The sequence below is a fragment of the Kribbella sp. NBC_00889 genome (assembly GCF_045207705.1).
Classification (GTDB): domain Bacteria; phylum Actinomycetota; class Actinomycetes; order Propionibacteriales; family Kribbellaceae; genus Kribbella.
The window spans coordinates 8,554,102-8,568,351 of the sequence record NZ_CP108783.1; the positions used below are offsets into that span (position 1 = coordinate 8,554,102).

Here is a 14,250-nt window from a genome sequence, read left to right on the forward strand (position 1 = left end):
GTAAGCACCGATGAGTCATGAGCTGACGTGGCTGCTGGTCGCGGTCCCGGCCGTGTCCGCGGCGATCCTTCTGCTGGGTGGCAAGGCCACCAACGCATGGGGTCACCTGCTGGGCACGCTGGCACCGCTGATCGCCTTCGCCTTCGGCGTCGTGCTGTTCGTCCAGATGCAGGGCAAACCCAGCGACGACCGGTCCGAGACGGTCCGGCTGTTCGAGTGGTTCTCGGTCGGCAACATCAAGGTGGAGTTCAGCCTGCTGATCGACCCGCTGTCGATCCTGTTCGTGCTGCTGATCACCGGTGTGGGCTCGCTGATCCACATCTACTCGATCGGCTACATGGAGCACGACGCGCGCAGGCGCCGGTTCTTCGGCTACCTGAACCTGTTCATCGCCTCGATGCTGCTGCTGGTCCTCGCGGCCGACTACCTGGTGGTGTTCGTCGGCTGGGAGGGCGTCGGCCTGGCGTCGTACCTGCTGATCGGGTTCTGGCAGTACAAGAACTCGGCCGCGGTCGCCGCGAAGAAGGCGTTCGTGGTGAACCGGGTCGGTGACATCGGGCTGTCGCTCGCGGTGATGAGCATGTGGGCGCTGTTCGGCTCCTCGGCCTTCGCCACGGTGAACGCCGGCGCGGACAAGCTGTCGAGCACCTGGGCCACGCTGCTCGGCCTGATGCTGCTGCTGGCGGCCTGCGGCAAGTCCGCGCAGGTGCCGCTGCAGTCCTGGCTGCTGGACGCGATGGAGGGCCCGACCCCGGTGTCGGCCCTCATTCACGCGGCGACCATGGTCACCGCGGGTGTCTACCTGGTGGTCCGCTCGAGCGCGATCTACGAGCAGACCGACGCGGCCTCCACCGCGGTGGTGGTCGTCGGCACGGTGACCGTCCTGGTCGGTGCGATCATCGGTTGCGCCAAGGACGACATCAAGAAGGTCCTGGCCGGTTCCACGATGAGCCAGATCGGCTACATGATGCTTGCCGCCGGCCTCGGTCCGGTGGGCTACGTCTTCGCGATCTTCCACCTGCTCACGCACGGTTTCTTCAAGGCCGACATGTTCCTCGGCGCCGGTTCGGTGATGCACGGCATGAACGACGACGTGAACATGCGGCGCTACGGCGCCCTGCGGAAGTACATGCGGGTCACCTACGTGACGTTCGCCTTCGGCTACCTGGCGATCCTGGGCATCCCGCCGTTCTCCGGCTTCTTCAGCAAGGACCACATCATCGAGGTCGCCTTCGCGGAGAACACCGTGGTCGGTCTGTGCGCGCTGCTCGGCGCCGGGATCACCGCGTTCTACATGACCCGGCTGATGATGATGACCTTCTTCGGCGAGAAGCGCTGGGAGAAGGATGTCCACCCGCACGAGTCGCCGAACGTGATGACCGGTCCGCTGATCGTCCTGGCGATCCTCTCGCTGGTCGGCGGTGCGCTCTACTTCGTCAAGGACTGGATCGTCACCTGGCTGGAGCCGGTGACCGGGTTCGAAGAGGCCCACCCTCCGATGGGCCAGTGGGCGATGACGGCGCTCATCCTCGCGGTCGTGATCGTCGGCGCTGCCACCGGTGTTGTGCTGTTCCGCCGGGACATCCCGCGCCTGGCACCGGTGAAGGTCTCGCCGGTCACCACCTTCGCCCGCCGTGACCTGTACGGCGACGCGCTGAACGAGGCGGTCCTGATGCGTCCGGGGCAGTACCTCACCCGCACGCTTGTCTGGTTCGACAACCGCGTTGTGGACGGCTTGGTGAACGGGCTGGCCGCACTGTTCGGTGGACTGTCCGGCCGGCTCCGCCGGGTCCAGACGGGCTTCGTCCGTTCCTACGCACTCAGCATGGTCTTCGGCGCCGCACTCGTGGTCGTCGCCCTCCTCGCGGTGAGGTTGTCGTGAACATCGGTTGGTTGACCCTGTTACTGCTCCTGCCGTTCGTAGGGGCGATAGTGACGATGCTCGTGCCCAGGGCGAAGGCACTGCTGGCCAAGCAGGTCGCGCTCGGCTTCTCACTGGTCACGCTGGTGCTGACCGCGATCGTTGCGATCGGCTACCAGCGCAACGGTGCCGAGGACTACGCCGAGACCTACACCTGGATCAAGGCCTTCGGCGCGCACTACGCGCTCGGCCTCGACGGGGTCAGCGTCGTCCTGCTGGTGCTGACCGCGCTCCTGACGCCGGTCGTGCTGATCGCTTCCTGGAACGACGCGCAGAACGGCCGCTGGTCGGAGAAGGCCTTCTTCGCCTGGGTCCTCGGCCTGGAGGCACTGTCGATCGGCGTGTTCGCCGCCACCGACGTGTTCCTCTTCTACGTGCTGTTCGAGGCCACACTGATCCCGATGTACTTCCTGATCGGTGGCTTCGGCGGTCCGCAGCGCTCGTACGCCGCGGTGAAGTTCCTGCTGTACTCGCTGCTCGGCGGTCTGCTGATGCTGGCGTCGGTGGTCGGTCTGTACGTCGTCTCGGCGAAGCAGGGCGCCCCGTCGTACCTGCTGTCCGACATGATGAAGCTCGACATGAGCCAGAACACCGAGCGCTGGTTGTTCCTCGGCTTCATGTTCGCGTTCGCGGTGAAGGCGCCGATGGTCCCGTTCCACACCTGGCTGCCGGACGCCGCCGGTGAGGCGACGCCGGGTACGTCGGTCCTACTGGTCGGCATCCTGGACAAGATCGGCACCTTCGGGATGATCCGGTACTGCCTGGGCCTGTTCCCGAACGCGTCCGAGTGGGCTACCCCGGTCGTCCTGGTGCTGGCGCTGATCTCGGTCCTGTACGGCGCTCTGCTGGCGATCGGGCAGACCGACATCAAGCGGCTGATCGCCTACACCTCGATCTCGCACTTCGGCTTCATCGTGATGGGTATCTTCGCGCTGACGTCGCAGGGCCTGACCGGGTCGACGCTGTACATGTTCAACCACGGTCTCTCCACCGCCGCGCTGTTCCTGGTCGCCGGGTACCTGATCTCCCGGCGCGGATCGGCCCGGATCGCCGACTACGGCGGGGTGGAGAAGGTGGCACCGGTACTGGCCGGCACGTTCCTGTTCGCCGGCCTGTCCAGCCTCGCGCTGCCCGGCATGTCGCCGTTCATCTCCGAGTTCATGGTGCTGGCCGGGACGTTCAGCCGGCACAAGGTGATCGCGGTGATCGCGGTGGTCGGTATCGTGCTGGCCGCGCTCTACATCCTGCTCATGTACCAACGCCTGATGACCGGGCCGGTCCGCGACGGGATCGAGAAGCTGAAGGACCTGAACGTGCGTGAGGTGCTCGCGATCGCTCCGCTGATGGTGTTGATCGTCGGCCTCGGGATCTTCCCGAAGCCGGTGGTCGACATCATCAAGCCGGCGGTGGAGTCGACCATGCAGCACGTCGGTGTGACCGACAAGGCACCGCAGATCCCCGTGACGGAGGGACAGAAGTGATCGCGCACATCCTGCCGCTGGCGGACTTCACCGCGCCGAAGATCGAGTACAGCGAGCTGTCGCCGCTGCTCGTGGTCTTCGGTGCGGCGTGTGTCGGCGTACTGGCGGAGGCGTTCCTGCCTCGCCCGCTGCGGCACCTGGTGCAGCTGGCGATCACGGTGGTCGCCGTGCTCGTGTCCGGCGTACTGACCGGCTTCCTGATGAACGACAACAAGGAGCTGATCGCTGCGCAGGGTGCGATCTCGGTCGACGGCCCGGCGCTGTTCACCTGGCTGATCCTGCTGGCGCTGACGCTGATCAGCGTGCTGCTGTTCGCCGAGCGGTCGGTCGACGGTGGGCTGTCCGCGTTCGCCGGCCAGGCGGCCGCCGTACCGGGGTCCGAGGCCGAGCGGGAGGGCACCGCGGCCAAGGTCGAGCACACCGAGATCTTCCCGCTGACGCTGTTCGCGGTCGGCGGCATGATGCTGTTCGCGTCGGCCAACGACCTGCTGGTGCTGTTCGTCGCGCTCGAGGTGTTCTCGCTGCCGCTGTACCTGCTCTGTGGCCTGGCGCGTCGTCGCCGGCTGATCTCGCAGGAAGCCGCGATGAAGTACTTCCTGCTCGGTGCGTTCTCCTCGGCGTTCCTGCTGTTCGGCATCGCGCTGCTCTACGGGTACGCCGGCACGATGTCGCTGGGCGGGATCTCGGACGCGCTGGCCACGCAGACCGGTGGTGACACGATCCTGCTGGCCGGCACCGGCCTGGTGGCTGTCGGCATGCTGTTCAAGGTGGGCGCCGTACCGTTCCACGCCTGGACCCCGGACGTGTACCAGGGCGCCCCGACCCCGGTCACCGGGTTCATGGCGGCCTGCACCAAGATCGCCGCGTTCATCGGGCTGATGCGGGTCTTCTACGTGGCACTCGGCGGTACTCGCTGGGACTGGGCTCCGATGATGTGGATCGTCGCGATCCTGACCATGGTGGTCGGTTCGATCGTGGCCATCACCCAGACTGACGTGAAGCGGATGCTGGCCTACTCGTCGATCGCGCACGCCGGCTTCCTGCTGACCGCGTTCGTCGGGCTGGCGCAGGTCGGGAACGGCGTACACAACGGGATCACCTCGACCCAGGCGGTGCTGTTCTACCTGGTCTCGTACGGCTTCCCGACCGTCGGCGCGTTCGCCGTCGTCACGCTGGTGCGGGATGCGGGCGGCGAGGCCACCCACCTGTCCCGATGGGCCGGACTGGGCAAGAAGTCGCCGCTGCTGGCCGGCATCTTCGCCTTCTTCCTGCTCTCCTTCGCCGGTATCCCGCTGACCGCGGGCTTCACCGGCAAGTGGGCGGTCTTCAGCGCGGCGTGGTCCGGTGGCGCGTGGCCGCTGGTCGTGGTCGCGGTGCTGGCCAGCCTGGTCGCCGCGTTCTTCTACGTCCGCGTGATCGTGCTGATGTTCTTCTCCGACCTCCCGGCCGACGCGCCGGACGTGGCTCTGCCCGGCTGGCAGACCACGAGCGCGGTCGCGCTCGGTCTCGCCGCCACGGTGGTCCTCGGCCTGGTTCCCGGGCCGATGCTCGACCTGGCGGCGCGGGCGGGTGAGTTCATCCGGTGAGTCCGACCCCGCTGCCGGCCGAGAGCCTGGGATTCGCGTTCGCCGACGAGGCGCTCGAGTCCCGGGTTCGCGACGGCCTGGAGTCGGTCGAGCGGGAACTGCACGACGCGACCCAGTCCGAGGCGCCGTTCGTGACGGCGGCCGCGCAGCACGTCATGGTTGCCGGCGGCAAGCGGTTCCGGCCGCTGCTGGTGCTGCTGGCCGCTGAGTTCGGTCCGTCGCCCGCTGCCCCTGAGGTGATCAAGTCGGCGGCCGTGGTCGAGCTGACCCACGTTGCGACCTTGCACCACGACGACGTGATGGACGAGGCGGCGCTCCGGCGTGGTTCGTCCACCGCGAACGCACGGTGGGACAACTCGGTCGCGATCCTGTCCGGCGACTGGCTGTTCGCCCGGGCGTCGGACCTGGTCGCCGATCTCGGCCCGGAGGCGGTCCGGATCCAGGCCCGCACCTTCGGCCGGCTGGTCGAAGGCCAGATCCGCGAGACTCTCGGGGTCGGCGAGGGCCAGGATCCGCTGGCGCACTACCTGTCGGTGGTCGCCGACAAGACTGGCTCGCTGATCGCGACCTCGGCGCTGTTCGGAGCCCGGTACGCCGGTGCGTCCGAGGAGGTCCAGGAATCGCTGCGAGCCTTCGGCGAGGAGATCGGCGTCGCCTTCCAGTTGGCCGACGACATCCTCGACATTGCCTCGGAGTCCGACCAGTCCGGCAAGACACCAGGCACCGACCTCCGCGAAGGCGTGCCGACGCTGCCGGTGCTGATCTTCCGCGCGCAGGCCGACCCCGCTCAGCCCGACGACGCTCGCCTGCTCGAGTTGCTCGACTCCGATCTGTCCGACGACGCCCGGCTCACTGAGACCCTCGAGCTGCTGCAGGCGCACCCGGCGTTCCGGCAGGCCGAGGACGACGTACGCCGCCGCGCGGCCGACGCTCGCAAGCTCCTCGCAGACCTCCCCGAAGGGCCCGCGCTCGAGGCCCTCGACTCCCTCTGCGACCTGGTCGTCACTCGCTCCGTCTGAACACCGCTCGCAGCCCGCGAGGTCTGGCGTCCAGCTCCTGCGTCATGGCAGCGCCGAAAGAGTCTTGGCGGCGCCGAAAGCGGATTGAAAGGGTTGCGTGGTCCCCTGTCGGTCACAGATCCGGGAGGTGCTGGTGAACACAGTCGAGCAGGTGGAGCGGCCGTGGGTGCTGCGGCGGTGGCCCGCTGTGGCGCCGATCGTAACGGCGTCGGCGTTCTTGTACCTGGGAGCCGCGGCCTTGCAACGCCGGAAGGCTGCCTGGCCGATGTTCGCCGTCAGCTTCGTCGCGGTAGGACTCGGGTCCTACTTCGAGGGCGTCAACGCAACCTGGGTCATGCTGGCCCTCGCTGCTGCACTAGCCGTGTACGGCGTCGTCCGCGGTGCCCTCCGCCCACCCTGGGGCCTGCCCTTGCAGGCAGCAGCTCTGGTGGTGCTGGCCGCCGTTGCCCTGATAGCGGTACGGGCGGACCAAACCGTAGCCGGAGTCCTCGTAGCCGCCGGACTCCTCATCCACGCCGGCTGGGACACCTACCACCACCGCACCCACCGAGTAGTCGCCCGCTCCATGTCCGAGTTCTGCGCCGTCCTCGACACCCTCCTCGCCGTCGTGGTGCTCGTCGTCACCTTTGCCTAGAAGGTGTTGCGGTGGCGGCGGGGACGGCCGTCGGGGTCGTAGAGGTGGCGGGCGAACCAGCGGGCCCAGGGGGAGTGGAGGCGGGGGACCGGCTGGGGGTTGTGCGGGCGGATGCGGCCCGCGGGTCGTGGCCCGAGGCAACCATTTGAGTGCCAGTCGTCCAGGGTGGCGGCCGTCTCGCGCCACTGGTCGAAGCCGGCGATCGGGTCGAGCTCGGGGTCGTGGGTGCCCAGATGCTCGGACCACAGCTCCGACCGCAGCGAGCGGGCCAGGTCCTCGGAGTCGACCGCACACGTCAGCTCGCTGTCGTTCGTCCAGGACCGGCGGTTGAAGTTGTCGGACCCACACGTCAACCACTGGTCGTCGACGATGCAGACCTTCGCGTGCACATAGATCGGTACGCCGGCCTCGTTCTCCAGGTTGTAGATCGCCACGCGATCCGACTCCAGCAACCGCATCGCCTCCAGTTGAGCGTAGCGGGCCGGCGGACCACTCACCCGCCCGTCCTGGTCCGGATACCGCGGTACGACCGCGATGATCCGCAACCCGGGCGACCGCACCAACGCCTCCCGTAGGCACAGCGTCACCTCCGTGGACCACAGGTACTGATCCTCCACATAGATCAGCGACCGTGCCCGCGCGAACGCCTTCAGATAGCCACGAGCGACACTGTGCTCCCCACGCGGCGCGAACGGGAACGCCGGATGCTTGTGCGCGTATGTCCGCAACACCTGTACGGCGTGCGGCCCGGCCGGCGGCGGATCCGGGAAGGCCTCCGGCAGGTTCGACGGATGCCGAGGCATCCGCGCCAGCCGCTGGATCACCATCCGGTACGGCGTTCTGCGATCGAGCGGATGGGGATCGTCCCAGCGTTCGACGAAGCAGCGCAGCAGATCACCCACGGCGGGACCCCGGATCGCGAACATGACGTCGTGCCAGGGTGGACGGGATCCGTACCGCACATCCATCGGCGCCGGCTGCGGATCACCCAGATGCCGTTCGTCGTCACGTCGTCCGTGACACAGATCGATGCCGCCGACGAAGGCGACGTCCGAGGCCGGATCGTCGCGATGCCGGATCACGAACAGCTTCTGGTGGTGCGACGCCAACCGGCGGACACGCTGATCGAGCAGCACCTCCCCGCCGGCCTCGTTCAGCTCGGTGCCGAGCCGCTGGTTCTCCTGCGAATTGAAGTTCATGTGGTCCGAGTGGGACCGCCACAGCAGTGCCCGGATCTCCACTCCGGCGCGGGCCAGGTCGCACAGCGTCGCACCCAGGCCGGGACCGCCCTCGACCAGGACCTCGTCCGGATCGCCACGCCAGTCGGTGAAGTACACCCGGTCGCCCGGCCGCAGCGCGCGCAGTTCGTCGTACAGGTGCCGGAAGTAGGTCGCGCCGTGCACCAGGGCCTGGACCAGGTTGCCCTCGATCCAGGCCCCGTCGGCGTCGATGTCCGTCGCAGGGTTGCCCCGCTCGGCCGCGGTCAGGAACCAGTCGTGCCTCATCAGTTCCCAGTGCCCGCTATCGGCCACATCATGACTGGCGAGTCTGCCAGACCGGGCTTTCGACGTAGTGGTTGTCGTAGAGGTCGCTGGTCTGAGCCAGTTCGGCGGCGTTGGTTTCGCCGCGGTAGACGCGTTCCAGGAGGCGGTAGTAGTCGAAGCGCGGCTTCGCGTGGGTGAGAACGAAGAAGACCTCGGTGTTTTCGTCGCCGGCCGCCTCGAAGGCGTGTGGGGTGTTCGGCGGTACGACGAGGAAGTCGCCCTTGGCCAGGGTGATGAGGTCGTCGCCGAGCAGGACACGCAGGCTGCCGGTGAGGACGAAGAACAGTTCGGACGCCTCCTGGTGCTGGTGCGGGGGAGCGCTGTCCTTGCCGGGCCTGAGGATCGAACGGTGGCTGGTCAGGTGACCGCCGGTGTCGGCGACGTCGGCGAACAGGGTGACTCCGGCGGCGGGAAGGACCTCGGCCTCGGCGGCGCGGACCAGGACGGGCTGGTTGGTGCTCATGACAGTTTCTCCTTCGATAGGTGGGAAATCAGTTGCTGATGGCATCGATCAGGACCGGCGTCCGGCGCCGGCCGGTGAGCGCGATCGCGGCGGTGACGACGACCCCGGCCGCGGTCAGCAGGACGGCGAGCCGGAGCCCGTGGGTGGTCGCCGTACGCAGCGACTCGCCGGTCAGGCCGGCCGTGCCGCGGTTGGCGATGGCAACGAGGATCGCGAGACCGACCGCGTTCCCGATCTGCTGGCCGGTCGACGCCATCCCCGAGCCGATGCCCTGGTGTTCCGCGGCGACGCCGGTGGACGCGGCGGCGTACATGGTGCTGAATGCGCTGCCCTGGCCGAAGCTGAGGATCAGCAGGGACAGGATCAGTGGCTTATTCAGGATATTTGACATCCAGAATCAACTCCTGGGTCTGGACGGAGAGGTGGTGGGTGACGTTCAGGACTTGAGGTTGGCGAACCGGTTCCGGGTGCTGGCGGGAGCGTCCGGAGACGTGCCCACCACTCGCTCGGCGATGTCCGCGATGGTCTGGCCGGCCAGCGTACGGCGATAGGTCAGCTCCGCGGCACGCATCGCCTGGGAAACCACGCAGACCTTGGTGTAGTCGGCCTTCGGGTCGGCGCCCGGGCCCTGTTTCAGGATCTGCGTGCAGCGGAACGCGTCGTCCGGCCCGTCGATCGCGACGACGATGTCGAGCAGGGTGATCTTGTGCGGGTCGCGGGCCAGCTGGAAGCCGCCCTTCGGCCCAGAGACCGAGGTCAGGATGCCGGCCCGGGTGAGCGCCTGGAGCTGTTTGTTCAGGTACGCCGTGGGAAGGTTGTAGAACGCGGCGAGTCGCTTGGCGGTGACCGCCTCGCCGGGCAGCCAGCTGAGATTCACGCAGCTGTGCATCGCCCACTCGACGCCCTCGTTCATCTTCATAACCTGGATACTAAATGTCCTGAATCCCGGTCGTCAAGCGAATGGTCACACCGCGGAGGCGGTGACCGCGGCGCGCTCGATCGCGATCGTCCGGCGCCGCCGGTTCATGCTGTCGATGGTGAAGATCACCAGCGCCAGCCAGACCAGCCCGAACCCGGCCCACCGCATCGGCGACATCTCCTCGTGGAACACCAGTACGCCGCAGACGAACTGCATGATCGGCGCGATGTAGTTCAGCAGGCCCAGCGTGGTCATCGGCACCCTGGTCGCGGACGCCCCGAAGAGCAGCAGCGGTACAGCGGTGATCGGCCCGGTCAGCAGTACAAGCGTGAGATAGCCGGCGCCGTGATGCGTGACCGTCGACTCGCCCTGCGCGCCGAGAACGACGACCGCCGCGAGTGCGAGCGGTGCCACGGTCGCGGACTCGATCGCCATTCCCTCGATCGCGCCGGCGCCGGCCTGCTTCTTCGTCAGCCCGTAGAGCCCGAACGAGAAGGTGAGAATGATCGCGACCCACGGTGGTCGGCCGTTCTCGATCGTCAGCCCGGCGACGGCGACGAAGGCGACCGCGAGCGCGACCCACTGCAGCGCCCGCAACCGCTCCTTCAGCACCACGACGCCGAGCAGCACGGTGAACAGCGGAGTGATGAAGTACCCGAGCGACGTCTCCACGACCCGGCCGTGGTTCACCGCCCAGATGTAGGTGCCCCAGTTGACCGAGATGAGGAACGCGGCCACGATCAACGGCCACCGGCGCCGAGGCTCTCGCAGCAACGCCTTCACCTGGCCGAACTTCCGCAGTACGACGACCAGGATCGCGATCGTCACGAGCGACCACAGGACCCGGTGGGCCAGCAGTTCGATCGCGCCGGAGTGGTCCAGCAGCTTCCAGTAGAGCGGGAACAGACCCCAGATCAGGTAGGCGGCGAACCCGTAGATGAACCCTCTGCGCTGCTCTGGCACGCCGTCAGACTATGCCCACGCGACAGTCGCATCCAATTGCTTTGCTCATGACGTGAGACGGGCGGGCGTCCAGTACCCGTTGTCCCCGGGGAGCCGCTGGTGCGATGCGGTTGGATAGAGGGGTGGACACGAGGAGGCACGCGTGGGTGTGAGGACCGGTCTGGTCTCGGTGACGTTCCGCCAGTTGCCGGCCGACGAGGTGGTGGGGTTGGCTGCGAAGGCCGGACTCGCGGCGATCGAGTGGGGTGGTGACGTGCACGTCCCGCTCGGCAATCTGGTCACCGCCAAGCGGGTCAAGGCGCTGTGCGAGGTCCACGGGCTGGAGATCGCGGCGTACGGCTCCTACCTGCGTGCGGGCAGCATCGACCGGGAGGAGATGCGCTCCGCGGTCGCGACCGCGGAGGCCCTCGGCGCGCCCCGGATCCGAGTCTGGGCGGGCAACGTCGGTACGGCGCAAGCGGGCGTGGGGGATCGGATGGCGGTGACCCGCGGGCTGGCCGAGCTGGCCGATGTGGCGGCCTCGTCCGGGATCGAGATCGCGATGGAGTTCCACCGCAACACGCTCACCGACGAGGTCGACTCGACCATCACGCTGCTGCTCGACGTCGGGGCTCCCAACCTCAAGACGTACTGGCAACCGCCGGTCGACCTGGACGACGCCCAGTGTTTTGACCAGCTCGAAGCCCTGATGCCGTGGCTGACCACTGTCCACGTCTTCTCCTGGTGGCCGTCGAACACCCGGCTCCCGCTCGCCGGCCGTGAGTCGCTCTGGCGCCCGGTCCTGGACCGTCTCGCCGCCGAGCCCCGCGAGATCAACGCTCTCCTCGAGTTCGTCGCCGACGACTCCCCGGAGCAGCTGGCCAAGGACGCCGCCGACCTGCACGCCTGGGTCTGATTGACGGGCAGGTAGAGGCCGGGTGCCTTCGCGTCGGAAAGTTTCGCTGAGCACTGGCCAAGCGGTGGATGGTGACGGAATGCTGGGCCGGGACAGGTTCCTTCACCGCCCCGGAGGTGTCCGATGTCCATCACCCGACCGTTGCCGCGGCTGATCGCCGTACTGCTGCTGTTCGCGGCGACGCTCACGACCAGTCAGGTCGTGACCGCGACCGAGGCGCACGCGGATGGTTGTTACACGTGGGGCCGCACGCTCAGCCAGGGCATGAACGGCGAGGATGTGCGGCAGTTGCAGATCAGGGTCGCCGGATATCCCGGGTACGGCGGTCACCTCGCCGTCGACGGGGACTTCGGGCCGGCCACCAAGGCCGCGGTGCAGCGGTTCCAGTCGGCGTACGGGCTCGGGGCGGACGGGATCGCCGGGCCGGCGACCTTCAGCAAGATCTACGCGCTGCAGGACGACGACTGCACGCCGATCCACTTCGCGTACACCGAACTCGACGACGGGTGCGGCGGATCGGGGTGGGACGGCGGACCGCTGTCCGCGGCGGCGACCAAGGCCAACGCGTTGCAGACCATGTGGCAGTTGGAGGCGATGCGGCACGCGCTCGGCGACCAGCCGCTGAACATCTCCAGCGGGTTCCGGAGCATTCCCTGCAACAACTCGGTCGGTGGCGCGAGCAACAGCCAGCACCTGTACGGCCGGTCCGCCGACCTGACCGGAGTCCACTCCTTCTGCACCCTCGCCAAACAAGCCCGCAACCACGGCTTCGGCGGCATCTTCGGCCCCGGCTACCCCGGCCACAACGACCACACCCACGTAGACATCCGCACCGGCAACGTCTGGGACGCCCCCAACTGCGGGATCTAGGTGTGCCGGGTGCCCACTGGCGGGTTGTTTCGCCGCTGACGCGCAAACAACCCGCCAGCCAGCACACAACCCGCCACCGCTGTGACGCGGCACTAGGTGACCGGTTGGTTGCCGAAGTCGGTCAGGGGTGGTAGCTCCAGGGCGATCGCCTTTGACAGCCGGGTCCAGCCTGTGGTGCCGAAGGGCTCGATGCCTTGCGTGAACTGCTGTTCCAACGTGTGAGCTGATTCGACGGCCGCCCGGTGTTCGTGATCGTCGATCAAACCAGCGGCGTGTGCCTCCGCGAGCTCATCCCAGTCCTCGGTGCCCACGGTCCCGTCCGGCCGACGGTACGGATCGAGCTCGAGATCGACGTACGTCCACTCGTCCCCGACCAGCGCCGGCTGGGTACTCACGTCCGCCACCAGCAACCCACGCGGCCGCCACGTCGCGAACCACCACCCGTCCCGCGGCACCAGATGCAACGCGTCCTCTCCAGGCCCACCCGGCCAGCGTTGCGCCACGTCACAGAACGCCCCGTCGTCCCCTCGATGCCGCGAACGTGCCGGCGTGAACAACCACGTCCCGAACTCATCCGCCCCCCACTCGTACGACGGCCACAACCCACACCCCATCGGCCTCTTCCGCTTCCGGACGTACGTCGTCTTCACACACCCACCATCCCAACCCCACAGGCCACTCGCGCGGAGGTGTCTGTCAGAGGAGTTGGCTCACGGTGTGGATGAGAAGGCCGACGAGGGCGCCTACGACGGTGCCGTTGATGCGGATGAACTGGAGGTCCCGGCCGACGTGGAGTTCGATCCGGGCGGCGGCTTCGCGGCCGTCCCAGCGTTCGATGGTGTCGGAGATGACCGAGACGATCTCGTTGCCGTAGGTGCGGACGACGTACCCGACGGCTTCGGAGGCGCGGGCGTCGACCTTCCCACGCAGCGCCTCGTCGTCCTGCAGTCGTTGCCCCAGCTCCTGGATGGCCTTGGTCGCGCGCACCTGCAGTGTGCTGTCCGGATCGGCGATCGAGTCGATCAGTGCGGTGCGTACGGCGTCCCACACCGCGGTCAGGCTGGAGCCCATATCGGGATGTGTCAGCATCCGCGCCTTGAACGCCTCGAAGCGCTCCATCGTCGCCGGATCGTTCTGCAGGTCGTGGGCGAGTTGCCCGAGCAGCCGGTCGACCGCCCGCCGCGCCGCGTGCGTCGGGTTGTCCCGTACGTCGGCCAGCCAGGCCAGCGCCTCGCGGTGGATCCGGTCGATCACCAGCCGGTCGACCCACTGCGGTGACCACCGCGGCGCCCGCGGACCGACCACGTCGGCGAGCAGTTCACGGTTGTCACGCAACCAGTCATGCGCCTCCACCATCAGCAGGTCGAACAGTGCGTGATGGGCACCGTCATCGACGACCGACTGCAGGAAGTGCCCCGCGATCGGGCTCAGCGGCTCCTGCACGAACCGCGGCAGCAGCGACCCCCGGACGAACGCCGCCACGTCCTCGTCGCCGAGTCGCGGCAGCGCCGCCCCGATCGTCCGGGCGCCCTCGGCCACGATCCGCTCGGCATGGGTGCCGGAGGCAAGCCACTCGCCGGCCCGGCGGCTCACCTCGGCGGTCCGCATCTTCTCCGCCACCACCTCCTGGGACAGGAAGTTCTCGGTGACGAACTGCTCCAGACTCTCGGCCAGGCTGTCCTTTCGGGTCGGCACGATCGCTGTGTGCGGGATCGGCAGCCCCAGCGGCCGCCGGAACAGCGCGGTCACCGCGAACCAGTCCGCCAGCGCACCCACCATCGCAGCCTCCGCCGCGGCGTTCAGGTACGCCCAGCCGCCGTCGCGGTGCAGCGTGGCCACATAGATCACCGCGGCCAGCAGCAGCAACGACAAGGCCACCGATCGCATCTGCCGCAGCCCGCGCCGCCGGACGAGGTCGGCGGCGCCCAACGTCAATGTCGCCATACCCCGATCTA

14 protein-coding genes are annotated in these 14,250 nt (G+C 68.0%); 7 read left to right on the forward strand and 7 right to left on the reverse strand.

What is annotated here, in order from left to right; genetic code table 11:
- Positions 1 to 10: 10 nt before the first annotated feature.
- From nuoL to OG817_RS42175, 5 genes are all read left to right on the forward strand, one after another.
- Positions 11 to 1,882, forward strand: a complete 1,872-nt coding sequence (gene nuoL, locus OG817_RS42155; RefSeq protein ID WP_406050618.1) for an NADH-quinone oxidoreductase subunit L — start codon at positions 11 to 13, stop codon at positions 1,880 to 1,882.
- Positions 1,879 to 3,402, forward strand: a complete 1,524-nt coding sequence (locus tag OG817_RS42160; RefSeq protein ID WP_406050619.1) for an NADH-quinone oxidoreductase subunit M — start codon at positions 1,879 to 1,881, stop codon at positions 3,400 to 3,402. The genes nuoL and OG817_RS42160 overlap by 4 nt, the downstream gene beginning before the upstream one ends.
- On the forward strand, positions 3,402 to 4,988 hold the full coding sequence (gene nuoN, locus OG817_RS42165; RefSeq protein ID WP_396392998.1) for an NADH-quinone oxidoreductase subunit NuoN: 1,587 nt from the start codon (positions 3,402 to 3,404) through the stop codon (positions 4,986 to 4,988). Before OG817_RS42160 ends, nuoN begins: the two co-directional genes overlap by 1 nt.
- A complete protein-coding gene (locus OG817_RS42170; RefSeq protein WP_406050620.1) occupies positions 4,985 to 6,007 on the forward strand; it encodes a polyprenyl synthetase family protein in 1,023 nt (340 codons plus the stop codon). Before nuoN ends, OG817_RS42170 begins: the two co-directional genes overlap by 4 nt.
- A gap of 133 nt (positions 6,008 to 6,140) precedes the next feature.
- Positions 6,141 to 6,641, forward strand: coding sequence for a hypothetical protein (locus OG817_RS42175; RefSeq protein ID WP_406050622.1), 501 nt, complete (start codon positions 6,141 to 6,143; stop codon positions 6,639 to 6,641).
- Here OG817_RS42175 and OG817_RS42180 read toward each other — a convergent pair.
- The 5 genes from OG817_RS42180 to rarD are packed head-to-tail and all read right to left on the reverse strand — an operon-like array spanning position 6,638 to position 10,530.
- Positions 6,638 to 8,146 (reverse strand): phospholipase D family protein, encoded by a 1,509-nt coding sequence (locus OG817_RS42180; protein ID WP_406050623.1) that lies wholly within the window; start codon positions 8,144 to 8,146, stop codon positions 6,638 to 6,640. The genes OG817_RS42175 and OG817_RS42180 overlap by 4 nt on opposite strands.
- Before the next feature lie 28 nt (positions 8,147 to 8,174).
- The gene (locus tag OG817_RS42185) at positions 8,175 to 8,648 is read right to left on the reverse strand and encodes a cupin domain-containing protein (RefSeq protein ID WP_406050625.1); all 474 of its coding nucleotides are present in this window, start codon (positions 8,646 to 8,648) and stop codon (positions 8,175 to 8,177) included.
- A 28-nt stretch (positions 8,649 to 8,676) separates the two neighbouring features.
- Positions 8,677 to 9,039 (reverse strand): hypothetical protein, encoded by a 363-nt coding sequence (locus OG817_RS42190; RefSeq protein ID WP_406050626.1) that lies wholly within the window; start codon positions 9,037 to 9,039, stop codon positions 8,677 to 8,679.
- Positions 9,040 to 9,084: 45 nt separating this feature from the next.
- Positions 9,085 to 9,567 (reverse strand): RrF2 family transcriptional regulator, encoded by a 483-nt coding sequence (locus tag OG817_RS42195; RefSeq protein WP_406050627.1) that lies wholly within the window; start codon positions 9,565 to 9,567, stop codon positions 9,085 to 9,087.
- A gap of 45 nt (positions 9,568 to 9,612) precedes the next feature.
- On the reverse strand, positions 9,613 to 10,530 hold the full coding sequence (rarD, locus tag OG817_RS42200; RefSeq protein ID WP_406050628.1) for an EamA family transporter RarD: 918 nt from the start codon (positions 10,528 to 10,530) through the stop codon (positions 9,613 to 9,615).
- A 142-nt stretch (positions 10,531 to 10,672) separates the two neighbouring features.
- Between rarD and OG817_RS42205 the strand changes: the two genes are divergently transcribed.
- Together OG817_RS42205 and OG817_RS42210 are read left to right on the forward strand one after the other, a co-directional pair.
- A complete protein-coding gene (locus OG817_RS42205) occupies positions 10,673 to 11,425 on the forward strand; it encodes a sugar phosphate isomerase/epimerase family protein (RefSeq protein WP_406050629.1) in 753 nt (250 codons plus the stop codon).
- A gap of 123 nt (positions 11,426 to 11,548) precedes the next feature.
- A complete protein-coding gene (locus OG817_RS42210) occupies positions 11,549 to 12,295 on the forward strand; it encodes a D-Ala-D-Ala carboxypeptidase family metallohydrolase (RefSeq protein ID WP_396392469.1) in 747 nt (248 codons plus the stop codon).
- A gap of 92 nt (positions 12,296 to 12,387) precedes the next feature.
- On the opposite strand, the gene OG817_RS42215 is transcribed toward OG817_RS42210, so the two are convergent.
- Positions 12,388 to 12,945, reverse strand: a complete 558-nt coding sequence (locus tag OG817_RS42215) for a hypothetical protein (RefSeq protein ID WP_406050631.1) — start codon at positions 12,943 to 12,945, stop codon at positions 12,388 to 12,390.
- 46 nt (positions 12,946 to 12,991) lie between these two features.
- Complete coding sequence (locus OG817_RS42220; protein WP_406050632.1) at positions 12,992 to 14,239, reverse strand: DUF445 domain-containing protein; 1,248 nt, start codon at positions 14,237 to 14,239, stop codon at positions 12,992 to 12,994.
- Positions 14,240 to 14,250: the final 11 nt, after the last annotated feature.

Coding starts and splice junctions, on each gene's coding strand:
- nuoL (WP_406050618.1), top strand. CDS start 11: ATGAGTCATGAGCTGACGTGGCTGCTGGTCGCGGTCCCGGCCGTGTCC.
- OG817_RS42180 (WP_406050623.1), bottom strand. CDS start 8,146: ATGAGGCACGACTGGTTCCTGACCGCGGCCGAGCGGGGCAACCCTGCG.
- OG817_RS42185 (WP_406050625.1), bottom strand. CDS start 8,648: ATGAGCACCAACCAGCCCGTCCTGGTCCGCGCCGCCGAGGCCGAGGTC.
- OG817_RS42190 (WP_406050626.1), bottom strand. CDS start 9,039: ATGTCAAATATCCTGAATAAGCCACTGATCCTGTCCCTGCTGATCCTC.
- OG817_RS42195 (WP_406050627.1), bottom strand. CDS start 9,567: ATGAAGATGAACGAGGGCGTCGAGTGGGCGATGCACAGCTGCGTGAAT.
- OG817_RS42210 (WP_396392469.1), top strand. CDS start 11,549: ATGTCCATCACCCGACCGTTGCCGCGGCTGATCGCCGTACTGCTGCTG.
- OG817_RS42220 (WP_406050632.1), bottom strand. CDS start 14,239: ATGGCGACATTGACGTTGGGCGCCGCCGACCTCGTCCGGCGGCGCGGG.